Raw genomic sequence first — 23,191 nt, forward strand, 5'->3', positions numbered from 1 at the left:
CCGGTGCCCAGACACCGGTGCCGCTGCACTGCATTGTTTTTGCCTGCCTTACGATAAAGATTCCAAAAAAGGAGCAGACATGGCCGAGCCGCTTGCCAGTACCCCGATCCGCTACAGCTTTGGTGCCGACGAGCACCTGTTTGCCGAGGTCAGCGACAGCATGTCGCTCCAGGCCTTCTTCAAAGGCATGGCCGTCACCCGGGCGGTGGAGCGCCTGGCGCTGGAGGGCGTGCTGGATATTTGCCTGGCCAACGCCTCGTTCCAGATCCGCTTCGACCCCGACCGCATCGCCCCCGATGTGCTGCTTGCAGCGGTGCGCGGTGCAGAGGCCGAGGCGGTTGCCGAACGCGCGTTGCACACCCGGATAATCGAGATTCCGGTGCTGTACAACGACCCCTGGACCCATGAAACCCTCATGCGCTTTCGCGACCGCCACCAGGACCCGAACAGTACCGACCTCGAATACGCGGCGCGCATCAATGGCCTGGCCGATGTCGATGCGTTCATCGCCGCGCACAGTGGCGCGCCTTGGTTCGTGTCGATGGTCGGCTTCGTCGCCGGCCTGCCGTTCATGTTCCAGATGGTCGAGCGCGAGCGCCAGTTGCAGGTGCCCAAGTACCTGCGCCCACGCACCGACACGCCAAAGCTGACCTTGGGCCACGGCGGTTGTTTCGGTTGCATCTATTCGGTGCGCGGGGCAGGGGGCTACCAGATGTTCGGCGTTACCCCGGCGCCGATCTACGACCCGCAGCAGGGCCTGAACTACCTGAAGGAGCACATGGTGTTCTTCCGCCCAGGGGACATCGTGCAGTTCAAACCCATCGACCGTCAGGCCTACGACCAGGCGGTGGCGGATGTCGAGGACGGCCGTTTCGACCTGCGCATTCGCCCGGTAGAGTTTTCCCTCGATGCTTTCCTGGCCGACCCGGTCGGCTATCCCAAGTCGTTGCAGGAGGTGCTGGCATGATCAAGGTACTCAAACCTGGCCTGGCAACCTCGGTGCAGGACCTGGGCCGTGAAGGCTATTACCACCTGGGTATCCCGCCCTCCGGTGCGCTTGATCAATATGCGTTGCGCGCCGCCAATCAGCTGGTCGGCAACCCGGCGGGTACTGCTGGCCTTGAATGTGCGCTGGTGGGGCCGGAGCTGGAGTTTCTGCAGGATGCCGTGGTGGCGGTGTGTGGCGCACAGATGCCGGTGCTGCTCGATGGCCGCGAACAGCGCCCTGACACTTCGTTTGCAGTCAGGGCAGGCCAGGTGCTGCGCTTCGCCTTCCCCACAGCCGGGGCACGTGCTTACCTTGCAGTTGCGGGCGGCATCGATGTGCCAGAAGTGCTGGGTAGCCGGTCCACTTACGCCCTGGGCGCGCTGGGCGGTTTTCACGGTCGCAAGCTGCTGGCAGGCGATGTATTGCCGGTCGGTGTGCCCACCGCCAAAGCCCGTGCCGGAGCCAGTTTGCCAATGGCGCTGCGCCAGGCACTGGGAGGGGAAGTGGTATTGCGCGTGGTGCCGGGGTTGTACTTCCATCGCCTGACGGAGGCTGCGGCGAAAAGCTTCTTCACCGATGCCTGGACGGTGGGCTCCGAGGCCGACCGCATCGGCTACCGCTACAAAGGCGGCAACGCGCTGAGTTTCCAGCCGCGAGAGCAGCCATTCGGCGCAGGATCGGACCCGTCCAATATCGTCGACAGCTGCTACCCGATCGGTTCGATACAGGTGCCAGCCGGGCTGGAACCGATCATTTTGCACCGCGATGCGGTGTCTGGCGGTGGGTACGCCATGATCGGCACGGTGATCAGCGCCGACCTGGACCTGATCGGGCAGATGCAGCCGAACCAGCAGGCGCGGTTCTTGCCGGTGAGCATGGAGGATGCGCTTGAGGCGCGGCGGTCTTACAAGAAGAGGCTGGGGTATCTGAGCAAATTGTTCGGCTGATTCGTGGGGTGCCTGTACCGGCGTCTTCGCGGGTTGTGCTGCGAAGCGTCCGGTACAGGCTGGCAACCCGTCAGGTCAGAAGCTGTACTTGGCCGTCAGCATCATGTTGCGCGGCGCGCCCCAGGTGTCGCCGGCATAGTTGACCGAGGTGGCCACGGCCGAGTAGTACTTGCGATCGAACACGTTGTTGGCGTTGAGCTGCAGGTCGAGGTGCTTGTTGACCTGGTAGCCGGCCATCAGGTCGGTGACCGCGTACGACCCCTGGACCAGGCGGTACTCGCTGCCATCGGCAACGGTGAAGTCGTTGTAGATGCGGCTCTGCCAGGAGATGTTGCCCCCGATGCGCAGCTTCTCAAGCGGGCCCTCGAAGCGGTAGGTGGTGGTCAGCTTGAACAGGTGCTCGGGGGTATCGGTGTCGAAGCGCTGGTTGACGTTGCCTGGGTTGGCGGCGTCCTTGAGGGTGTGGACGCGGGCATAAGTGTAGCCGGCACCGACCTGCCAGTTGCGGGTCAGCGCACCTTGCAGCTCCATGTCGATACCTTGGCTGCGTACCTCGCCAGAGGCGACGTAGCAGTTGGTCGGGTCGCTGCAGCCGGCCAGGTCGGTCTGCGAAACGCCACGGTTTTCCTGGTCGATACGGAACAGCGCCACGCTGGCATTGAGGGCGCCATCGAAGTACTCGCCCTTGACGCCGATTTCATAGTTCTTGCCCTCGACCGGCTTGAGCGGGCTGCCGGAAGCGTCCTTGTACTCCTGCGGGTTGAAGATGTCGCTGTAGCTGACATACACCGAGTGATGATCGTCCAGGTCGTAGATCAGGCCCGCGTAGCGAGTGACGTTGCGCGTGACTTTGTAATCGGCGCTGGCACTTTCCTTGTTGTCATAGTCATACCAGTCCAGGCGGCCGCCCAGGATCAGCTTCAGCGGATCGGCCAGGCTCAGCCGGGTGGTCATGTACACGCCTTCCTGGGTGGTGACTTCGCGTACGTTGTTGGTGTGCACGAAGTTCGGCTTGCCGCCATCGATCGGCCAGTTGGTGTCGTATGGGCTGTAGTTGCGTGTGTCCATGTCGTAGATGCGCTTGCTGGCGCCCACCACCAGCTCGTGGGTGCGGCCAAACGCTTCGAACGGGCCGCTGACGAAGCCGTCAAGGCCGGCCTGGTTTTCCTGGTGCTTGGACTGGTAAGCGGTGCGGGACAACGGCTTATTGAGCCCGGCCCAGCGCGACTGGTAGGAGCCGGTGAAGGTGCCGTCTTGCTGGGAATAGTTGGCGTTGACCTGAAGTTTCCAGTCATTGGCCAGGCGCTGCTGCACTTCGGCGAATACGGTGTTGATCTCCTGATCCTTGTTTTCCCAGTCACTGCCTGGGTTGTAGGAACGCGAGAAGTCCATGTGGTGGCCGTTCAGGGCGGTTGGCATGGCGCCCCAGAAGTTGTTGGTCTGGTCTTTCTGGTGAGAGAAGCCGAGGGTCAGGGTGATGTCTTCGGACAGGTCCGCCTCGGTGATTGCATAGAACAGGCCGTGGTCTTGTTCGACGTCATCGATGTAGCTGTTGGCCCCCCGGTATGACGTCACCACGCGGCCGCGCAGTGTGCCACTGTCGTTGAGCGGGCTGGAGGCATCGATTTCGCCGCGGTAGTCGTCCCAGCTGCCAGCGGCGCCGGTCAGGGTGACTTTCTGTTCGGCCAGCGGACGCTTGCGTACCAGGTTGATGGCCGCCGAAGGGTTGCCGGAGCCGGTGATCAGGCCGGTCGCACCGCGGACGATCTCGACGCGGTCGAACATGGCCAGGTTAGGCTGGGCGCCCACGGTGTAGGGCTTGTAACCGCTCGGAATGCCGTCGTACATCAGGTTGTCGATGTCAAAGCCACGCGAGATGTAGTTTTGCCGACCTGGACCGCCGGAATAGTCAAGGAACAGCCCTGGCGTGGCCTTGACCACGTCGTTGATGCTGGTCATCGCCTGGTCGTCCATGCGCTGACGGGTGATCACGGTCACCGCCTGCGGCGTTTCGCGCAGGCTCAATGGCAGCTTGGTGGCGGTGGCCATGGAACCTGTGGTGTAGGACTGCGAACCCTCGGTGGTACTGCCCAGCCGATCGGAGCTGATCTCGGTAGCGCCCAACACCAGCGTGGTGGGCTGGTCGTCTTCGGCCAGGGCCGGTGTGACGATGGCCATGCACACGGCCATGGCGAGCAGGTTGCGGGCAGGGAAATTGCGCGAGGGCGCGAGTGGCGACGGCATGGGGGGTGGGTTCCTGTACATTGTTAAACGTTATTAAAGATGTGTATGAGAACGATTAACAATCAGTTTGTCAGGATTTGCCTGCCCTTGAAAGATTGGGATGTAGGAATTTTTACCTTTTTTTCACATTTGTGGCGGTGGCCAGGCGGCTTCGTGCAGAGGGGATCAGGGTTCAGCGCGGTTTATGGCCTTGCCCCGCTGCCCAGCCACTTCCGCTGCCTGGCCATCACGTTGCTTGCCTTGGCGCGCCAACCCTTCCAGTTGCGGGATCAGCATGCCTTCGGGCAAATGTCGCCAGAAACGCCCCGGCATGTGCAGGCGCAAGGCATCCGGGTTGAGGCGGGCGGGGTTGAAGGTATGGCGGTAGTAGGTCCGCCACAGCTCGGCACCCGGGTCGTCGGCATTGCGCGCCCACTGCCGCCAAGCGTCCGGGCAGTGCCGCTGATATTCGAAACCCTGGCCGTCGAAGCGAATACCGTCCCCCGGTGTGGCGATCAACCAGCGCTGGCGCCCCAGGCGGTCAGCGAAGTGCGCGCTGGCACTGAGCAGAATGTCATGGGCCGGCTCGTGATAGGCGACCAGGTCCAGTTGCAGCTGCTCGGCAAGTGCTGGCGGCAACGGCACGAAACGTACGAACGCATGCAGGTGGTGTGCTTCACGGCTGACCTGCTTTATACGCCGGTGCAGTTCACTGCCCAGGCGGTCGCCTGCAAGCATTGCCGTGCGGTCACCGTGGGCCACGCGCCAGAGCACTTCGTACAGCAGGTTCCAGCGTTGCTCGCCCCGGTAGCGCGATGCCTGTTCCAAAAGGCTCAAAAGCGCCGCCGGTACCTTGGCGCGAAACGGGCCGGGCCCGTCTGGCAGGGGGGCAGGCACCGCCAGCAGGTCGTCGATCGGGCCTTGCGACCAGGTTACTTGCGCCGGGTCGATGCCGTGCCCGAGCAGTGTGCGGGCCTGGTCGCGCCAGGTGCTGAAGTGCTCGTCACAGTCGAGCGCGATCACCCCCACAACCCCATCTGCACAGGTGCCTGTGGTTCACGCAGGCGCTCGCGCAACAGGCCGCTGCGCAGCTCCGCCTGGCCTGGGCGGTAGTCGCTGGTGATGATGAATGGCCGGGCCTTGTCGAGCACGCAGCGCAGCTGGATCAGGTCGTCGTAGCGCACGCGCCGTTCACGGCGCAGCGCCACCAGCCGCTGCACACTGCGCAGGCCGATGCCGGGGATACGTGCCAGCAGCGCGGGCTCGGCACGGTTCACATCCAGTGGAAACACCTCACGGTTGGCCAGCGCCCAGGCAAGCTTGGGGTCGATGTCCAGCGCCAGGTTACCCTCCTGGCCAAGCAACTCACCCGCTTTGTAGCCATAGCCGCGCAACAGGAAGTCTGCCTGGTACAAGCGGTGCTCGCGCAGCAGCGGTGGGGCCGCCAGCGGTACGCTGCCGGGGCTGTCGGGTATCGGGCTGAAGGCTGAGTAATACACGCGCTTGAGGCCGTAACCCTGGTACAGCGACTCGGCGTTGCGCAGCAGTGTGCTGTCGTCAGTGGCGTCGGCGCCGACGATGACTTGGGTGCTTTGCCCGGCCGGGGTGAAGCGCGGTGCTTTCGGTTCGCCCGCCACGGCTTGCTGCCCCTGGTGGATGACGCCCATGGCCTGGCGAATGGTATGGGCGTGTTTTTCCGGGGCCAGGCGCTTGAGGCTGGCATCGGTGGGCAGTTCGATATTGACGCTGAGGCGGTCGGCCAGGCGCCCGGCTTCCTCGATCAGCAGTGGGTCGGCGTCGGGGATGGTCTTGAGGTGGATGTAACCCCGGAAGTTGTGCTCCTCACGCAGCAGGCGCGCCACGCGGATCAACTGTTCCATGGTGTAGTCGGCCGAGCGGATGATGCCGGAGCTTAGGAACAGGCCACTGATGCAGTTGCGCCGGTAGAAATCCAGGGTCAGGCGCACCACTTCCTCGGGCGTGAAACGTGCCCGCGGCACGTTGCTGGAGCGGCGATTGACGCAATATTGGCAGTCGTACAGGCAGAAGTTGGTCAACAGCACCTTGAGCAGCGAAACGCAGCGCCCGTCCGGTGTATAGCTGTGGCAGATGCCCATGCCATTGGTGGCGCCCAGGCCCTCGCTGCCGCGCGAGCTGCGTTTGGGCGCGCCACTGCTGGCACAGGACGCGTCGTACTTGGCGGCATCGGCGAGGATGCCAAGCTTGGCAATGAGCTGCATGAGGGTGTCTCGTGATACTGAATATTCATACAGTATTTTGAGAATGGACTGAATGCAAGTGGCGCAGCAGCCCTGTCAAACGTTCCGACCCGCTCAGTCAGGACATCTAAACTTACAAACAGCCCGCTGCGGTTTCCATAACGGCGGGCTCTCACACCTTAATCCGACCACCGCGACCCCGGATCAGACATCCCTCGCTGACGGTGGCCTTCTTGCAGAGGAGGGCAGGTCATGGACGAGGCAAAGCTTCAGGATTTCATGGGCAAGCTGGTGGGAGACATGGGCGCTGCGGCGACCCTGGCCAATGTGATACTCGGCGACGAACTGGGGTTGTACCGGGCCATGGCTGATAGTCAGCCGGTCACCCCCGAGGTGCTGGCGGCCCGGACCGGCTGCCACCCACGGCTGGTGCGCGAATGGCTCAACGCCCAGGTCGCGTCCGGCTATATGGTCCATGACCAGGGCAGTTTCGTGCTGCCCGAGGAGCAGGCCATGGCACTGGCGCTGGAGGACTCACCGGCCTATATGGCGGGTGGCGCGGCGGTGGTGGCCGCGCTGTTCCATGACAAGGACAAGCTGGTGGCTGCCATGCGCGGTGATGGCGGGCTGGCCTGGGGCGACCATCACCCCTGCATGTTCAGCGGTACCGAGCGTTTCTTCCGGCCCGGCTATCGCACCTTCCTGGTGGCCGACTGGCTGCCGGCGCTCGACGGTGTGGTGGCCAAGCTGCAGGCCGGCGCCAAGGTCGCGGATGTCGGTTGCGGGCATGGCGCTTCGACGCTGGTCATGGCTCAGGCGTTTCCAGCATCGACCTTCATCGGCTATGACTACCATGCGCCGTCCATCAGCACAGCCCGCGAACGCGCCAGTGAGGCCAGCTTGACCCAGCGGGTGAGTTTCCAGCAGGCGTCGGCCAAGGATTACCCGGGCAGCGATCATGATCTGGTGTGCTTCTTCGATTGCCTGCACGACATGGGCGACCCCGTTGGCGCTGCACGGCATGCCTACCAGGCGTTGAAGCCCGGCGGCACGGTGATGCTGGTGGAGCCTTATGCCGAGGACACGCTGGACGGCAACCTGACGCCGGTCGGTCGCCTGTTCTATGCCGCGTCGACGTTCATCTGTACACCGAATTCGTTGTCCCAGGAGGTTGGGCTGGGGCTGGGCGCACAGGCCGGGGAGGCGCGCTTGCGGGCGGTGTTCGAGGAGGCGGGGTTCACGCAGTTCCGGCGGGCGACACAGACACCGTTCAACCTGATACTGGAAGCCAGGAAGTAGGCGTAGATCAATGCTGGCCTCATCGCCGGCAAGCCGGCACTGGCTAACCACTGCTCTGAAGGCCAGTGGTGTTCCTGTGGGAGCCGGCTTGCCGGCGATGAGGCCGGTGCAGACAAAAAGAAGGGGCGCCCAGCTGGCGCCCCTTCTCTTGCTGCTTAGGCTTCAGCGTCCCAAGGACGATCGCCTTTTTCATCTTTCACGCGGGTCGGCAGGCCCATGACGTCCAGCGCCTTGAGGAACGGCTCGGCTGGCAGCTCCTCGACGTTGACCATGCGCTTGGCATCCCACTCGCCACGGGCAACCAGCAGGGCTGCAGCCACTGGCGGTACACCGGCGGTGTAGGAGATACCCTGGCTGTCAGTCTCGGCGTAGGCCTCTTCATGGTCGGCCACGTTGTAGATGAACACTTCACGCGGCTGACCATCCTTGGTGCCCTTTACCAGGTCACCGATGCAGGTCTTGCCGGTGTAGCCCGGGGCCAGCGAAGCCGGGTCAGGCAGCACGGCCTTGACCACTTTCAGCGGCACCACTTCCAGGCCTTCAGCGGTCTTGACCGGTTGCTCGGAAAGCAGGCCAAGGTTCTTCAGCACGGTGAACACATTGATGTAGTGCTCGCCGAAGCTCATCCAGAAGCGCACGTTCGGCACGTTGAGGTTCTTCGAGATCGAGTGGACCTCGTCGTGACCGGTCAGGTACAGGTTCTGCGAACCCACGACCGGCAGGTCGTCAGTACGCTTGACCTCGAACATGGTGTTGCTGGTCCACTGGCTGTTCTGCCAGCTCCATACTTGCCCGGTGAACTCGCGGAAGTTGATTTCCGGGTCGAAGTTGGTGGCGAAGTACTTGCCGTGGGACCCGGCATTGACGTCGAGAATATCGATCGAGTCAATGCTGTCGAAATACTGTTGCTGCGCCAGTTTTGCGTAGCTGTTCACCACACCCGGGTCGAAACCGACGCCGAGAATGGCGGTGATGTTCTTCTCTTGGCATTCTTCGAGGTGTTTCCACTCGTAGTTGCCGTACCAGGGCGGCGTCTCGCAGATCTTGCCCGGTTCTTCGTGGATCGCGGTGTCCAGGTAGGCGACACCGGTATCGATGCAGGCACGCAGCACCGACATGTTGAGGAAGGCGGAGCCCACGTTGATCACGATCTGCGATTCGGTCTCGCGGATCAGTGCCTTGGTTGCCTCGACATCGAGGGCGTTGAGCGAGAAGGCCTGGATGTCGGCGGGTACCTTGAGGCTACCCTTGGCCTTGACGCTGTCGATGATGGCCTGGCATTTGGAGATGTTCCGCGACGCAATGGCAATACGACCGAGTTCGTCGTTATGCTGCGCGCACTTGTGGGCCACCACCTTGGCGACACCTCCTGCACCAATGATAAGAACGTTCTTCTTCAATTTATCCCTTGCTCCTTACTTGATAGCCGGTCTTACGACAGGCTGGAAACGTAGTCTTCGAAACCGAACTCGCGCACCACTTCGACGCTGCCGTCGAGCTGCTTGACCGCGATGGATGGCATCTTCAAACCGTTGAACCAGTTTTTCTTGACCATGGTGTAACCCGCCGTGTCGATGAACGACAGGCGATCGCCGATGGCCAGCGGACGATCGAATTGGTACTCGCCGAAGATGTCGCCGGCCAGGCACGATTTGCCGCAGACCATGTAGGTGTGCTCGCCATCGTTGGGGGGCATCTTGGCGTTCAGCCGGTAGATCAGCAGGTCGAGCAGGTGTGCTTCGATCGAGCTGTCGACCACGGCCAGGTGTTTGCCGTTGTACAGGGTGTCGAGCACGGTCACTTCCAGCGAGGCGCTGTTGGTGATGGCCGCTTCGCCCGGCTCCAGGTAGACCTGCACGCCGTACGTCTGCGCGAAGGCTTTCAGGCGCGCGCAGAACGCATCGACGGCATAGTCTTCACCGGTGAAGTGAATGCCGCCACCCAGGCTGACCCACTCGACCTTGTGCAGCAGGTGGCCGAAGCGCTCTTCGATGTGCGTCAGCATCTTGTCGAACAGGCCGAAGTCACCGTTCTCGCAGTTGTTGTGGAACATGAAGCCGGAAATCTGCGAGATGACCTTCTCGATCTTCTCCGGGTCCCACTCACCGAGGCGGCTGAACGGGCGGGCCGGGTCGGCCAGCAGGTAGTCGGAGCTGCTCACCTGCGGGTTGACGCGCAGGCCGCGGACCTTGCCTTCGGACTTCTCGGCGAAGCGCTGCAGCTGGCCGATCGAGTTGAAGATGATCTTGTCGCAGTTCTCGAGCATTTCCTCGACCTCGTCGTCGGCCCAGGCCACGCTGTAGGCGTGGGTCTCGCCGGCGAACTTCTGGCGGCCGAGCTTGAGCTCGTACAGCGACGAGGAGGTGGTGCCGTCCATGTACTGCTGCATCAGGTCGAAGACCGACCAGGTGGCGAAGCACTTGAGGGCGAGCAGCGCCTTGGCACCGGAGTGTTCGCGCACGTAGGCGATCTTCTCCATGTTGCTCAGCAGCTTGGTTTTATCGATGAGGTAATACGGCGTCTTGATCATTTAAAGGCCCCCGGCCAGGCCGGCCAAAAAAAGGACACGCATTGTGCCTTCACTTGCTGCATACCGAAAGGGCGAGATATGCATTTCGTCGAGGTCGTTGCCGACAGGCCGGAATTTTTCCGATTGCGGCGAGCTCATTGGAACAGGCCAGTATGACCATCCTAATCACCGGCTGCGCATTTGAAGGAGAATCCGATGAGTAGCTGCAACGCAGCAGACCCGCACAGGAGCCATGAATGAAAACTGGCGTCATCTCCGACACCCACGGCTTGCTGCGGCCCGAGGCGCTTGATGCGCTGGCCGGTTGCGAACTGATCGTGCATGCCGGTGATATCGGCAAGCCTGAAATCATTGAGGCACTCCAGGCGTTGGCGCCCGTGCAGGTGGTGCGCGGCAACAACGACCTGACGCTGCCCTGGGCAGCTCGATTGGCCGATCAGCGATACTTCGACATGCAGGGGTGGCAGACACTGCTGGTGCACGACATTGCCGATGTACCGGCCGAACTGGATGAGGCGGTGCGCGTGGTGATCACTGGGCATTCGCACAAGCCATTGATCGACTGGCGGCAAGGGCGCTTGTACCTGAACCCCGGGAGTGCCGGGCCGCGGCGGTTCAAGTTGCCGGTCACGGTGGCGGTCATTGACATCGAGGGCGAGCACCTGGCGCCGCGCATCATTCAATTGCTTGGGTGATGCTCTGCCCTGATCGCTAGCCTGCCGGCGATCAGGGCCGTGAAGGCAACCTCAGGCGACCTGCTTCAACCAGTCCTGAATCTGTTTCAGCGTGGCCGTAGCCCCCCCACAAACGACCACTAGCACATTCTGGTAACCGTCCAGCTTCGCGGCCTCATAAGCCAACGCCAATGCCGCCCCGCAGGCAGGCTCCACCAGCACCCGGTGGTCCGCCAGAAACCGTTCGCATGCTTCAAGCGCCGCGCGATCACTGACCAGAACGCTGTGCACCGGGTGCTCCTGCACGCACGCCAGGGCCTGGTCGGCAACACGCTTGGCGCCCAGCGAGGTCGCCACCGATTTGAGGCGCTCCAGCTCTACCGGGTGACCTGCCTGTACCGCCGCGTGCAGCGAGGCCGCCCCGTCGGTTTCCACCGCCAGCACAGGGACATCGTTCCAGCCGTTGCGCCTGAGCCCTTCGACCACGCCACTGAGCAGGCCGCCGCCGCCCACCGACAACACCACCGCATCGGGCTTGTACCCGGTTGCCGCAACTTCATCCACCAGGCTGGCATGCCCGGCCCACAGCAGCGGGTCATCGAAGGGGTGAATGAAGGCATCGTCCGGCCCGACCAGGGTTTGCGCCAACGCGTTGGCCTCCTGCCACGAGCTGCCATGCACCACCACCTTGGCACCCTCCTGGTGCAACAGATCCTTGGCGCGTTCGGTGGTGGTCTCAGGCACTACCACCGTGACCGGCACACTCAGTTGGCGCCCGGCGTAGGCTACCGCCAGGCCGGCATTGCCACCGGACGAGGACACGAAGTGGCGGGCGCCCCGGGCATGGTGCACTTCGCAGGCATGGCCCACCCCGCGCAGCTTGAACGAGCCACAGGGCTGAAGCGCGTCGAGCTTCAGCCAGATCGAGCGGCCAGCGGCCAGTGACAGCGGGCGGGATTCGATCAGAGGGGTGTGGATATGCAGGGTCATCGCGTAGCTCCATGCTTCGGGTAGGGGTCAATGGTAACGCGGGATGCCAGGTGTATGTCGTTGAATTCGTGGTGATTGCACTCTGCCTGTCAGCAAGCCTCGGCCACAGCGCTATTGCTGACGCTGCGCCCCAGCACCAGCACCGTGACGAACCCGCAGCCCACCAGCGCCGTGGCCAGACTCAGCAGCACCGAGCTGCCCAACTGGTCGACGATCTGCCCGCCGAAGAACGAGCCCAGCGCGATGATCACCTGGAACATGGCGACGAACAGTGGCATGCCGCGTTCGACATCCTTGGGTGCAACGACAAACATCCAGATGCTGGCACAGGCCGGGAAGGCGCCGAAGGCGAAGCCCCAGAGCGCGATCAGCATCGCCGCGCCAGTCATGCCAGTGGCGAAGTGGGGGAACAGGGCGGTGCTGATGCCGATCATCAACGCGACCAGCAACAGGGTGTGACGCACGCTTTGGTTGGCGGCGAAACCGGCAAAAATGTTCCCCATCACCCCGGCCACGCCATACAGCAGCAACAGCGAACCGATGGTCGGCCCATCGAAACCGGAATTCTGTTTGAAGAAGGGCGCGACGTAGGTGTAGGCGGCAAAATGCGCCAGGCCGATCAGCAATACCGCAATCAGGCCCACCCGGGCTTGTGGGTTGATGAACAGCGCCGGCAGGTCACTGATGCGGATGGCCTTGTCCGGGTTGAGCCGCGGCAGCAGCAGGATCTGCGCCAGCAGCACCGGTACGCCTACCAGGGCGGTGACTAGAAAGGTCATGCGCCAGCCCAGCAGGCCACTGAGCCAGGTGCCTACCGGCACGCCCAGCACAGTGGCCAGGGTCACACCGACCATGATGATCGAGGTGGCCTGGGCAACGCCCACCCCCTTGGGTGCCAGGCGGCCGCTCAGGGCAATGGCGGTAGCCCAGAAACCGCCGATGCTGATGCCCAGCAAAACGCGGCCGAACAGCAGCAGGTTGAAGTCGCTGGCATAGGCCACCACCGCATTGGCAATGATCATGATCAGCGTCAGGCCGATCAGCAGATAGCGCCGGTCCAGTGCACCGATGCCCACCGACAGCAAGGGCGCGGCGAGGGCGGCCATGATGCCGGGCAGGGTGACCATCAGGCCGGCGTGGCCTGCACTGATGCCCAGGTCACTGGCGACATCGTTCAAGACGCCTACCGGCAGAAACTCGCTGGTCACCAAAGCGAAGGCACCCACGGCGACCGAGAGTATCGCCAGCCACTGCTGTTTGACGCTTTGCTGACTGTGTTCGGGGAGGCCACTTGGGGCCGGGCTGGTATTTGACATGGTGCGGGGTTCCAGAAGGGGAGTGTCGCCTTGAGCAGGCGCGTGGAGCGGGGAGAATTCGGGGAGGAGTATACGGGGCCTGTCTGCCAGGCCGACAGGCGGGTCTTTCGATAGTGATCATCAGTGCGATTGATAAGGCGCCCATGCAGGCGCCTTTCTGATTGCTTGTGTACTGCACCCTCACGTCATCGGGTGTTGACGCCACCCCCTGCAAAACGTGGAGCCAGGCGCGCTGCTGCTGCTTCGAACGCGTGCGCTATCTGATCGACGACTTCATCGCTGTGCTCGAACGACAGGTAGATACGGCCATACGGCGAGGGCATCACCAGCACGCCCTCGGCACGTAGCGCCAGGTGCAGCGCCTGGCTGAACGCGGCGTCGGCGAAGGCGGCGGCTTCTTCATAGTCGGATGGCGCGCGTTCGCATGGCCAGATGGCGAACACGTTGCCGTAGCCACTGGTGCTGATGGTGATGCCCTGGGCCGTGAAGATCGCCTGCACGGCGTGGCGCAGCTTCTCGCCACGCTCGATCAGCTGTGGGTAAGCGGCGCTGTCCAGTTTTGCCAGCGTGGCGAGCACCGCTGCGCAGGCCATCGGGTTGCCGCTGAAGGTTCCGCCGCGCAGCACCTTGCCCTCTTCGAAGCCCGCCAGAATGTGCGGTTTGCCGACGATGGCCGATACCGGCACGCCGTTGCCGATGGCTTTGCCGACGCTGGCGATGTCCGGGTCAAGGCCTGCCTGCAGGCTGGCCAGGCCGGCATGCAGGCGAAAGCCCATCAGCACTTCGTCGCTGATCACCAGTGCACCATGGCGATGAGCCACGGCCTGCACATGCTGCAGGTAACCTGGCGCTGGCATGATGCAGCCGGCGTTGGCGAGCATCGGCTCCAGCAGCACGGCAGCGATGTCCTGGTCCTGCGCGAACAACCGCTCCACATCGTCGAAGTCGTTGAAACGCAGCAGTGTGGTACGGCCTGTCGAGGGGCGCTCGCCATTTGCGAACGCGGCTTCGGGCGAGCCGACGTTGCCGAAACTGACATCGTCGAACCAGCCGTCGAAACCGGCTGCCATCTTGGCGATTCGCCCGCGCCCGGTGTAAGCGCGGGCAGCGCGGCAGGCCAGGTGCACGGCCTCGCTGCCGGAGTTGGTGAAGATCACGCGGCTGAGTGTGCCGGTGTGCGCTGCCAGCGCACTGGCTGCAGCATGTTCGCGCACGTGGGCCCAAGAGGGCGATGCGGAGTCGCCCAGGGCCTGGGCCACCTGCGCATTGACGCTGTCATCGGCATGGCCGAGCAGTACGGCGCCGAAGCCCAGTGCGGTATCGATGTAGCGCTGGCCCTGGTCATCCCACAGGTACGGGCCTTTGCCGTTGCGGATGAACAGGGCCTGACCGTCGAGTGCCGGCAGGATACGGGCGGCGCTGGAAACATCGCCTACGAGATTGCGCATGAGTACCTCTGTGTAATGGTGCGCAGCAGGGCTGACGGCGGGTCAGGTTCTGCTGGCAGGATTTCGTCCCCTCAGCGGGTGTTCCACGGGCTGCTGGCGAGCTTCTGTTCGAGAAAGTCGCGGAACACGCGGATTCGCGGGCTGAGGTGTTTGCGATTGGTGTAGATCATGTAGAGCGGTTCGACGCTGTCCTGGGCGTATGCCTGCAGCAGAGGGACCAGGCGGCCCTCCTGGATGTCCTGGCCAATATGAAACTCCGCCAGGCGCACGATGCCGGCGCCGCCCAGCGCCAGGTCGCGCAGCAGGTCGCCCTGGGCGAACGTGGCCTTGGGAACCACCGGTACGGTGATGGCCTGGCCATCGACCACGAACCCCCAGGTGTTCCACACGCTGCTGAAACCAAAGGAAAAACAAGTGTGCTGCAACAGCTGCCCAGGGTGTGCAGGTGTGCCGTGCGCGGCCAGGTAGGCGGGCGATGCACAGAGGATCCAACGGCTCTGGCCGATCTTGCGGGCGATGCGCGAGGAGTCGGGCAGCACGCCACTGTGGATCGCCACGTCCAGCCCTTGGTCGAACTGGTCGCTGAACTGCGCGCCAACCTGGATATCCACGGTCAGCCCCGGGTAGGCGGCAAGGAACTCCGGCAGCCAGGGGATGATCTGGTGCTTGGCGAAGGTGGTCATGGTGTGGACCCGCAACGTGCCACTGACGCGGGTGGGAAAGGCTTCGGCCAGCGAGTCGGCTTCTGCCATGGCATTGCTGACTGCACGGGCGCTGACCAGGTAGGCGGCACCTTCCTCGGTCAGCGTCAGGCTGCGGGTGCCGCGCTGGAACAGGCGCACCTGCAGGCGGTCCTCCAGGCGCGAGATCAGCTTGCTGATGGCCGACGGGGTCATGCCGCAAGCACGCGCCGCAGCAGAAAAGTTGCCGTGTTCGGCAGCGCCGAGGAAGGCCAGCAGTTGTGAGTAGTTGTCCATGTTCTGCCTCCGGTGATCAGCAGAATGCTGGCAGCGCCGCGTCGGGGTGGCAACCCGCGTGCATCGGGATACGCGGGTCGGGTGGCGTGGTGGCCGTTCAGCGAATGAACTGCTCGATGTAATCGTCCGGCAGGCCGAGCGCCTTGTAGTGGGCGCGGGCGGCCTCAAGCTTGGTGAACACGTCCTCGTACCCCACGGCGACCCCTTGTGGGTCGACATAGGTGTAACCGCCTTGCACGTGGAACCAGGTGATCATCTCTTCGACGTCCTGCGGCACGAACAGGGTGTGCGTTTCGCCTGGTGGCTCGAAGGCGAACGAGCCTTCCTCGGCGACCCAGTCGTGCTCCAGGTAGTACCAGCGGCCCTTGAGCACCAGTGCGTGCACGCCGCCGGTGTGGCGGTGACGCGACAGCACACCGCTCTGGCGCACCCGCAGCAGGTTGATGTAATAGCCGCCAGAGACGCTCAGCAGCAAGGGCTTGAACGATACCGAAGCGGTCACCGGGACCCACAGTTGGTCGTCTTCGAGCCACTTGCCGAGTACACCGGGGTGGACCATGTCGGGGGACATGAACGGTACTTGCGGCAGTTGATAGGGGATGGCCAGTTCGTCGGGTTTGGGGGCAATGCTCATGAGGGCTTCCACAGTTGAGTTTCTTGAATCCCCGGCCCGTTCAGGGCCGGGGTTGCAGGCAGCTTAGGGATGCGCTGCAGGGCGAAAAAGGGCTTGCTCGGCACAGCTGCTGTGACGCGGGGTCACGGCTGGCAGGCCTCGAACTGCAAGGCGCTGCGCTGGGCCGACAGCGCCGGCTGGCGCTTTTGCAGGTAGACGCCGATGGCCACCAGCACGGCCGTCAGCCCCAGGGTGCTGAGCAACTCGGCCCGCTGGCCGGGGAACGCCGCCATGATGGCGAACACGCTGACGATCAAGGCGATGGTGAACAGGGTCAGCCAAGGGAACAGCCACATGCGCACCGCCAGTGGCCTGCCCAGGGCAACCAGCTTGCGGCGCATGCACAGTTGGGTGATGGCGATCACCAGGTACATCAGCAGGGCCAGTGCACCGCTGGTGGCCAGCAGGAACTGGAAGACCTGGGCCGGCAGCAGATAGTTGGCGGCCAGCGCCGCCAGTGCGGCCGCCGAGGTCAGGGCCACAGCCAGTAGCGGCACGCCCTGGGCGGTGGTGCGGGAAACAGCGTCGGGCGCATCGCCGCGGCGCGCCAGTGAATAGACCATTCGCGACGCCGTGTAGATGGCCGAGTTCAGGCAGCTGGTGACGGCCACCAGCACCACGATGCTCATGATGCCCGGCGCCCAAGGGATGTTCATCGCGTTCAGCACCGCCTGGTACGAGCCCTGGGCCAGGCCCGGGGCGTTCCACGGGATCAGGCACACCACCACGAACATCGAGCCGAGGTAGAACAGGCCCAGGCGCCACACCACGGCCCGGATGGCCTTTTTGATGTTGGCTTTGGGGTCGGGTGATTCGGCGGCGGCGATGGTCACCACCTCGCTGCCCTGGAAGCTGAACATCGCGGTCAGCAGCGCAGCGACGATGGCCACGTTGCCGTTGGGGGCGAAGCCGCCGTTGGCGTACAGGTTGCTGATGCCGCTGGTGGCCGAGCCGGGCATCAGGCCCAGGATCGCCAGCACGCCGAGCCCGATGAAGCTGACGATCGACACTACCTTGAACAACGACAGCCAGTACTCCAGCGTACCGAACGAACCGACACTGAGGCTGTTGCACAAGACCAGTACCAAGGTCATGGCAAAGGCGGTGAGCCAGTGCGGCAAGCCCAGCCAGTCACCCAGGATGTTGCCGGCAACGATGGCCTCGATGGCGATCACCAGCACGTAGAACCACCAGTACAGCCAGCCAATCGAAAACCCGGCCCAGCGCCCGATGGCCTGGTCGGCGTAGGAGGAAAACGAGCCGGTGTCTGGCCGCGCCGTGGCCATCTCGCCGAGCATCTGCATGACCAGCACCACGATCGCTGCGGCAATCAGGTACGCCACCAGTACCGCCGGCCCGGCGGTGACGATGGCGTTGCTGGAGCCCACGAACAGGCCGGCGCCAATTACCCCGCCGATCGAGATCATCGTGACCTGCCTGCCTTTCAAGCCCGTCCCCAGCTTGTTGTTTGTATTGCCTTGATCGCCACGCATCGGCTTGCACCTCGGTTGCTCGCTTGTTGTTGTCATGGGCCGTCTGCGCAACGGCCGTGCAGGGTCACCTTAAGCGGCAAACGTGTGTGGGATTAGCCGGCCAGGCGTCACACCGGGTGTGAACACAGTTCATAGTTGAGCAGGGCAATACCCGGCAGGCAGGGCATGGCCACGCAGTCGGTCCGATATAACCCTGTTGCCGGACGGGAAGGCGCACACTCGAAACAGCCCAGGACTTCTGGGCGTTGAGAGGTGCGTATGACCACTGGCAAGCGCTTCACGGATATCGATGCCCCAGGTGCCAAACCCCATGAGGACGCAGACTGGCCAACCGGGGAAGACGACGAGGACAGTGAGCAGGACGAGCGCTCCAAAGCACAGGCTTCTGATGACCATAGGGATGAGAAGGCGCGCACGGAAGGCGAAAGAGGTTCGGGTCGGCCGGACCCGTCCAGGGCTTCTGAGGCTGAACGGTACAGCTATCAGCCTTGGCAAAAAATCAAGCCGTGATGGCCCCGGCCCAGGGTCAGGCGCCCTGGGCCTCTGTATACCCGATGGGTTCACACCGGTGCATCAGCGCCTGCCTGCTCGAGCAAGCCACTGGTCTGCAGGTGTCTCAGTGCTTGTCGGTGAAGTGGTGAGGGTAAAGCACCCGGTCAAGTTCCAGCTTTTCAGCATCCCCCACGCGCTTGCGTACTTCAGCGTAGAACTGCTGGCTCTGGTTCTGGAACCTGATGTAATCGCGGCTACAGGCCTTGAGCGCTGTGCTGAGCTGCTCGCCGGTCAGCCCCTGTGCGTGCTTTTGCGAGGCAAGATAAGCCTGCCAGCTGTTTTCCACCTGCTGCAGCCCCTGAGCGAGCGCTGTTGTCTCGATTGTCGCCATTGCTGCACCCTCTTTGAGCCGTTAACGGCCCGTCGGTGTGGATCGCCCGAGCGACGATGGACCTGCGATGCTTTGCCGGGCACTGGTGTGGCCTCGGAAACCCGAGCTTAGCCTGTTTTCACGAGGGCGCCTGCACCGTGCGCCAAACGGCGGCGGGCGCACGCGGCACGTAGGCGAGCAGCCAGCATCGTGATGATGCGTCCGGGCGCAGTGCTGTCGATGGTTGGCGCTGCACCTGAAAAAGCCGCGCAAAGGCCCAACGTCTGTGGCAGTGTTAGGCATCTGGCCAGCCCCACAGTGGTTCCACATGCAAACTCGCAAAACCGGTGTTCGCGCCCAGCAGGCAGACCGCACCAGGCACAACATTCTTCAGGCGGCGGTGAAGGTCTTCAGCAAGGAAGGCTTCACTGGCGGGCGCATCGAGCAGATCTCCTCGCTGGCAAACTCCAATGACCGGATGATCTACTACTACTTCGGCAACAAGGAAAAGCTGTTCATCAGCGTGCTGGAGCACATCTACGCAAGCTTCAACCAAGCTGAAGCCAAGCTGCGACTGGACCTTTCCGACCCCGAGGCGGCACTGCGCGAGCTGGTGGCGTTCATCTGGGACTACTACGTGCGCCATCCCGAATTCGTCACCCTTCTGGCCACAGAGAACCTCCATCAGGGCAAGCACGTCAGGCAGTCGCAAAACCTGAAGGCGCTGTCCGGCGAGGCGGTCGGCGTACTGCGGCCGATCGTCGAGGCGGGCCAGGCCAAGGGCGTGTTCCGCACGGATATCGACATCAGGCACACCTACCTGATGATTGCCTCGCTCTGCTATTTCTATAACTCCAACCGCTACACGCTCAGTTCGTTTCTTGCCGTGGACCTGGCCGATAAACAGGCCAAGTCCGACTGGCTGGCGTTCATCAGCGACCTGGCCTTGCGCGGGCTGCGCTGCTGACGGGCAAGCGCACGGGTCAATGGCTGCCGGGGTTGGCGCGCACCTGGGCGCTCTTGGCCACCAGCCCCTCCCAGGCCGGCTTTTGGGCCGCAAAACGCTGGCGCAGGTAAGCGGCAAGGTCCGCCACCTGGCGGTTCGACAAACTGTCCTTGAACCCTGGCATGTAGCCCAGCTCACGTGTCGCCGGCGCCGGTATGCCGTGCAGTATCACGCGCAGCAGGTTGTCCGGCAGGGCGCTGTGAACATTGCTGTTCACAGCCATGGACGGGCTGACCCCGAACAGCTTCGGCCCCAGCCCGTCGCTGTGGCAGGCCATGCACGCGCCCTTGAACACCCGCTCGCCATTGCTCAGGGACACCTGGGTGTCGACTTGCGCTGGCGCCTTGGCTGCGACCGCTTGCGGCGTGCCGTCCAGTGAGGCCAGGTAATGGGCAATGGCGCGTACATCGCTTTGCGGCAAAGTCGCCAGTTCGCTGACCACCGGCCCCATGGGGCCGGCAGCCACGCCATGCTTGTCGGAAAAACCGGTGCTCAGGTAGGTGAACAGTTCATTCTCGCTCCAGGGTGTCGATGACTTGCCCAGGGCATTGAGTGCAGGCGCTTCCCAGCCATCGACCATGCCGCCGGCAAGGTAGCTGTTGCCGCTTTTCTCCGCGCCCATCAGGTTGCGTGGCGAGTGGCACGCCGCGCAGTGGCCGAGCCCGTCGACCAGGTAGGCGCCGCGGTTCCATTGCTCGCTGCGCTGCGGGTCGGGCTGGTATTCGCCGCGCTTGAGAAACAGCGCGTTCCAGCCGGCCATCAGGGGGCGCTGGTTGAACGGGAAGCGCATCTGATTGGCCGAGGGCGCCTGGTATACAGGCGTTTGCGACATCAGGTAGGCGTACAGGGCCTGCATGTCGGCGTCAGTGATGTTGCGAAATGAGGTGTAGGGGAAGGCCGGGTACAGGTGCCGGCCGTCGCGGCTGATGCCCTCGCGCATGGCCCGCTCGAAGGCGGCGAACGACCACCGGCCGATACCGGTATCCGGATCGGGAGTGATATTGGTGCTGTAGAGCGTACCGAACGGAGTCTCCATCGCCAGGCCGCCGACATTGACCTTGCCGCCTTGTACCGTATGGCAGACAGCACAGTCGCCGGCAGCGGCCACTTGGCGCCCGCGCTCGAGCATCGAGGCCGACCAGCTGCCGGCAGCGGGTGGTGTCACCGGGGCGATTTCAGCGCGCCAGGGCAGGGCGGTAGCGGCCATGCCCAACGCGGCACCGAACACTCCGGCGATTGAGCCGAACCACCATTTCGAGCGCTTCGGCGCGGGCTGTGCCGGCGCCGGCCCGCTGGAGCCCTGGCCATCGCCGCTCAGTGCCTCGCGCACCCGCTCAGCCGTGATCGGCAGTTCGCGGAAACGAATGCCGGTGGCATCGAACACGGCGTTGGCGATGGCTGCAGCACTGGGTACCGAGGCTGATTCACCGCTGCCCATCGGCGGCTCGTGTTGGCGCGGCAGCATCATTACATCGATGGCCGGTACTTCGGGGAAGGTCAGGATCGGGTATCCGCCCCATTCCTTGCTCGCCACCGTCGATTCTTCGAAGCTCACCTGCTCCTTGAGCACACGGCTGGTGGACTGAATAACATTGCCGTGTATCTGGTGCCGCACCCCGTCGGGGTTGACCATCATGCCGGCGTCATGGCCGATGACCACACGTGTCACGGCGACCTCGCCGGTGCGCCGGTCCACTGCAACATCGGCGACCCAGGCCGCCCACGCAGCCCCGAAGCCCGGGAACTTGCTGTGGATGTAGCGTGCATAGGCGAAACCGCGTCCGCGCAACACATCACCTTTGGCGGGTGTCTGCATGGGCTCGGTGCGCGGCTGCCAGCCGGCGCGCTCGGCCGTGGCTTTGACCAGGTCGATGGCGCGCGGATCGCTGAGGTGCTTGAGGCGGTACTCGACCGGGTCGACGCCTGCTGCAAAGGCCAGTTCGTCGATGTAGGACTCATGGGCGAAGCTGTTGGGCATGGCCGACACACCACGCATCCACGAGGCGCGCACCAAGGGCGTCATGTCATTGATGGTGACGCGCATGTGTTCGTAGTCATAGGGTGGGATGGAGGTGCGGTCGCCCATTTCGAACAGTGCCGGTACCGGCTCCACGGCGCCTGTGAGCAGCAGGGCGAGTGTAGGTGCACCGTTGGAGGGGTAGCTGGTCTGGAAATCGTAGGCGGCGACCGTGCCGTCGGCATTCAGGCCGCCATCGATTTCCATCAGTTGCGCGGTACCCTTGGGTTCCCAGGCATGCTCCTGCTCGCGGGTCAGCTGCACCCGCACCGGGCGGCCGACTGCACGCGACAGCAGCACTGCATCGGCGCAGACGTCGTCCGCGCAGTTTCGGCCATAGCAGCCGGCCGCTTCCATGCGGATGATCTCGATGCGTTGTTCGGCACAGTCCAGCAGCCAGGCCAGGTCTGCACGCAGCAGGTGCGGGTTCTGGGTGCCCGACCAGACGCGGATCTGCCCGTCGGTGTAGTCGGCGAGCGCGCAGGAGGGGCCAATCGAGCCATGCAACTGGTAGGGCCAGAGATAGCTGCGGCTCAGGCGCTGGCTGGCGTTGGCGATGCCGGCGTCGACATCGCCCTGGTCCAGCACGGTGCGTTGCACACGGGGGTTGTCGCGGATTGCCTGGGCGACATCGCTGAGGTCGGGCAATTTGCCGGTGAGCGGCTTCCAGCTGAGCTTCAAATCGTGGGCAGCGCGGATCGCCTGCTCCTCGCGCTCGGCAACCACACCGACGAAGTCACGGATGACCACTACCGCGATTACCCCCGGCACATGGGCAATAGAGGATTCGTCCACTGCCAGCAGGCTGTTGCCGACGAATTCGCCGCTGTCATGGCCTGCATAGGGCGGGCGGATCACCCGGCCATGCAGCATGTCGGGCAGGCGCATGTCGTGGACGTAGGTCAGCTCGCCGGTCGCCTTGCCAGGGATGTCCACCCGTGCCGCGCTGCGACCCACCAGGCGGTAATCCTCGATGGCCTTGAGCGGCGCATCGTCGGCAATGTGCAGTTGATGGCGCTGCCCGCCGACCAGGTCGGCAAAGCTCAGGGTACGGCCGTCCTCGGTAATCAGCATGCCGGCATCCATGTGCAACGCCTGCACCGGGCAGCCCAGGCGCAGGCCCGCCTGTTCCAGCAGGAAGCGCCGCGCTGTCGCTGCGGCCTTGCGCAGCGGCACGGCGGAAATCTGCAGGGTCGCGCTGGCGATGGTAGCGCCCTGGTTCGGCGCCCGCTCGGTATCACCCAGCACCATGTGCACCTGGTCCATGCGCAGGTCGAGTTCTTCGGCAACGATCTGAGCCAGCGAAGTGCGGATGCCGGTGCCCAGGTCAACGTGGCCATTGAAGGCGTAGACCATGCCGTCATCGCTTACGGCAAGAAACAGCGCCAGTTCACGCGCCTTGACCGTGGGTGTCACACCCTTGGCCACAGGGCCCGAGGGCGGCGTGATCTGGTCGACGATCAACAGTACGCCGGTTTTGCCCAGCAACTGGTCGCGGGTGGGAACGTGTTGGGAGTGGTTCATGTTCT

General features: G+C 63.7%; 19 protein-coding genes. 6 read left to right on the plus strand and 13 right to left on the minus strand.

Going from position 1 to position 23,191, the window contains the following annotated elements:
- Positions 1-79 precede the first annotated feature (79 nt).
- A complete protein-coding gene (locus ACMGF5_RS19175; protein WP_046785593.1) occupies positions 80-967 on the plus strand; it encodes a 5-oxoprolinase subunit B family protein in 888 nt (295 codons plus the stop codon).
- The gene (locus ACMGF5_RS19180) at positions 964-1,935 is read left to right on the plus strand and encodes a biotin-dependent carboxyltransferase family protein (protein WP_414157086.1); all 972 of its coding nucleotides are present in this window, start codon (positions 964-966) and stop codon (positions 1,933-1,935) included. The genes ACMGF5_RS19175 and ACMGF5_RS19180 overlap by 4 nt, the downstream gene beginning before the upstream one ends.
- 75 nt (positions 1,936-2,010) lie before the next feature.
- Here the strand turns inward: ACMGF5_RS19180 and ACMGF5_RS19185 are convergent, their stop codons facing one another.
- The 3 genes from ACMGF5_RS19185 to ACMGF5_RS19195 all read right to left on the minus strand — a co-directional run bounded on the left by ACMGF5_RS19185 (position 2,011) and on the right by ACMGF5_RS19195 (position 6,398).
- Positions 2,011-4,179: a TonB-dependent siderophore receptor gene (locus tag ACMGF5_RS19185; protein ID WP_414157087.1), complete on the minus strand. Its 2,169-nt coding sequence runs from the start codon at positions 4,177-4,179 to the stop codon at positions 2,011-2,013.
- 165 nt (positions 4,180-4,344) lie between these two features.
- Positions 4,345-5,187, minus strand: coding sequence for a TIGR03915 family putative DNA repair protein (locus ACMGF5_RS19190; RefSeq protein WP_414157088.1), 843 nt, complete (start codon positions 5,185-5,187; stop codon positions 4,345-4,347).
- Complete coding sequence (locus tag ACMGF5_RS19195) at positions 5,178-6,398, minus strand: putative DNA modification/repair radical SAM protein (RefSeq protein ID WP_115275162.1); 1,221 nt, start codon at positions 6,396-6,398, stop codon at positions 5,178-5,180. Before ACMGF5_RS19195 ends, ACMGF5_RS19190 begins: the two co-directional genes overlap by 10 nt.
- A gap of 231 nt (positions 6,399-6,629) precedes the next feature.
- Here ACMGF5_RS19195 and ACMGF5_RS19200 point away from each other — a divergent pair, with 231 nt between their 5' ends.
- Positions 6,630-7,676, plus strand: coding sequence for a class I SAM-dependent methyltransferase (locus tag ACMGF5_RS19200; RefSeq protein ID WP_346640101.1), 1,047 nt, complete (start codon positions 6,630-6,632; stop codon positions 7,674-7,676).
- Between the two features lie 155 nt (positions 7,677-7,831).
- Here the strand turns inward: ACMGF5_RS19200 and ACMGF5_RS19205 are convergent, their stop codons facing one another.
- Positions 7,832-9,076, minus strand: coding sequence for a saccharopine dehydrogenase family protein (locus ACMGF5_RS19205; protein WP_039602482.1), 1,245 nt, complete (start codon positions 9,074-9,076; stop codon positions 7,832-7,834).
- A 32-nt stretch (positions 9,077-9,108) separates the two neighbouring features.
- Positions 9,109-10,206, minus strand: coding sequence for a carboxynorspermidine decarboxylase (locus tag ACMGF5_RS19210; protein WP_414157089.1), 1,098 nt, complete (start codon positions 10,204-10,206; stop codon positions 9,109-9,111).
- Between the two features lie 236 nt (positions 10,207-10,442).
- On the opposite strand from ACMGF5_RS19210, the gene ACMGF5_RS19215 reads away from it, so the two are divergent.
- The gene (locus ACMGF5_RS19215) at positions 10,443-10,901 is read left to right on the plus strand and encodes a metallophosphoesterase family protein (protein WP_046785586.1); all 459 of its coding nucleotides are present in this window, start codon (positions 10,443-10,445) and stop codon (positions 10,899-10,901) included.
- Between the two features lie 51 nt (positions 10,902-10,952).
- Here ACMGF5_RS19215 and ACMGF5_RS19220 read toward each other — a convergent pair whose 3' ends face one another.
- The 6 genes from ACMGF5_RS19220 to ACMGF5_RS19245 form a co-directional block, all read right to left on the minus strand.
- Positions 10,953-11,870 carry a pyridoxal-phosphate dependent enzyme gene (locus ACMGF5_RS19220; RefSeq protein ID WP_119688763.1) on the minus strand — a complete coding sequence of 306 codons (918 nt, stop codon included), beginning with the start codon at positions 11,868-11,870 and terminating at the stop codon, positions 10,953-10,955.
- An 89-nt stretch (positions 11,871-11,959) separates the two neighbouring features.
- The gene (locus ACMGF5_RS19225; protein WP_046785584.1) at positions 11,960-13,186 is read right to left on the minus strand and encodes an MFS transporter; all 1,227 of its coding nucleotides are present in this window, start codon (positions 13,184-13,186) and stop codon (positions 11,960-11,962) included.
- Positions 13,187-13,371: 185 nt separating this feature from the next.
- The gene (locus tag ACMGF5_RS19230; protein ID WP_119688764.1) at positions 13,372-14,634 is read right to left on the minus strand and encodes an aspartate aminotransferase family protein; all 1,263 of its coding nucleotides are present in this window, start codon (positions 14,632-14,634) and stop codon (positions 13,372-13,374) included.
- 71 nt (positions 14,635-14,705) lie between these two features.
- Positions 14,706-15,611 (minus strand): LysR family transcriptional regulator, encoded by a 906-nt coding sequence (locus ACMGF5_RS19235; RefSeq protein WP_046785582.1) that lies wholly within the window; start codon positions 15,609-15,611, stop codon positions 14,706-14,708.
- A gap of 97 nt (positions 15,612-15,708) precedes the next feature.
- On the minus strand, positions 15,709-16,245 hold the full coding sequence (locus tag ACMGF5_RS19240) for a 2,4'-dihydroxyacetophenone dioxygenase family protein (RefSeq protein WP_046785581.1): 537 nt from the start codon (positions 16,243-16,245) through the stop codon (positions 15,709-15,711).
- A gap of 122 nt (positions 16,246-16,367) precedes the next feature.
- Positions 16,368-17,777 (minus strand): amino acid permease, encoded by a 1,410-nt coding sequence (locus ACMGF5_RS19245; RefSeq protein ID WP_119688765.1) that lies wholly within the window; start codon positions 17,775-17,777, stop codon positions 16,368-16,370.
- 258 nt (positions 17,778-18,035) lie between these two features.
- Here ACMGF5_RS19245 and ACMGF5_RS19250 point away from each other — a divergent pair, with 258 nt between their 5' ends.
- Positions 18,036-18,287, plus strand: a complete 252-nt coding sequence (locus ACMGF5_RS19250) for a hypothetical protein (RefSeq protein ID WP_046785579.1) — start codon at positions 18,036-18,038, stop codon at positions 18,285-18,287.
- 106 nt (positions 18,288-18,393) lie between these two features.
- On the opposite strand, the gene ACMGF5_RS19255 is transcribed toward ACMGF5_RS19250, so the two are convergent.
- A complete protein-coding gene (locus ACMGF5_RS19255) occupies positions 18,394-18,660 on the minus strand; it encodes a hypothetical protein (RefSeq protein ID WP_046785578.1) in 267 nt (88 codons plus the stop codon).
- Between the two features lie 307 nt (positions 18,661-18,967).
- On the opposite strand from ACMGF5_RS19255, the gene ACMGF5_RS19260 reads away from it, so the two are divergent.
- Positions 18,968-19,606, plus strand: coding sequence for a TetR family transcriptional regulator (locus ACMGF5_RS19260; protein WP_414157090.1), 639 nt, complete (start codon positions 18,968-18,970; stop codon positions 19,604-19,606).
- A 16-nt stretch (positions 19,607-19,622) separates the two neighbouring features.
- Here ACMGF5_RS19260 and ACMGF5_RS19265 read toward each other — a convergent pair whose 3' ends face one another.
- On the minus strand, positions 19,623-23,186 hold the full coding sequence (locus tag ACMGF5_RS19265) for a molybdopterin cofactor-binding domain-containing protein (RefSeq protein WP_414157091.1): 3,564 nt from the start codon (positions 23,184-23,186) through the stop codon (positions 19,623-19,625).
- Positions 23,187-23,191: the final 5 nt, after the last annotated feature.

It is taken from the genome of Pseudomonas sp. BNK-15 (assembly GCF_047456105.1).
In the GTDB taxonomy this organism is placed as follows: Bacteria; Pseudomonadota; Gammaproteobacteria; order Pseudomonadales; family Pseudomonadaceae; genus Aquipseudomonas; species Aquipseudomonas putida_E.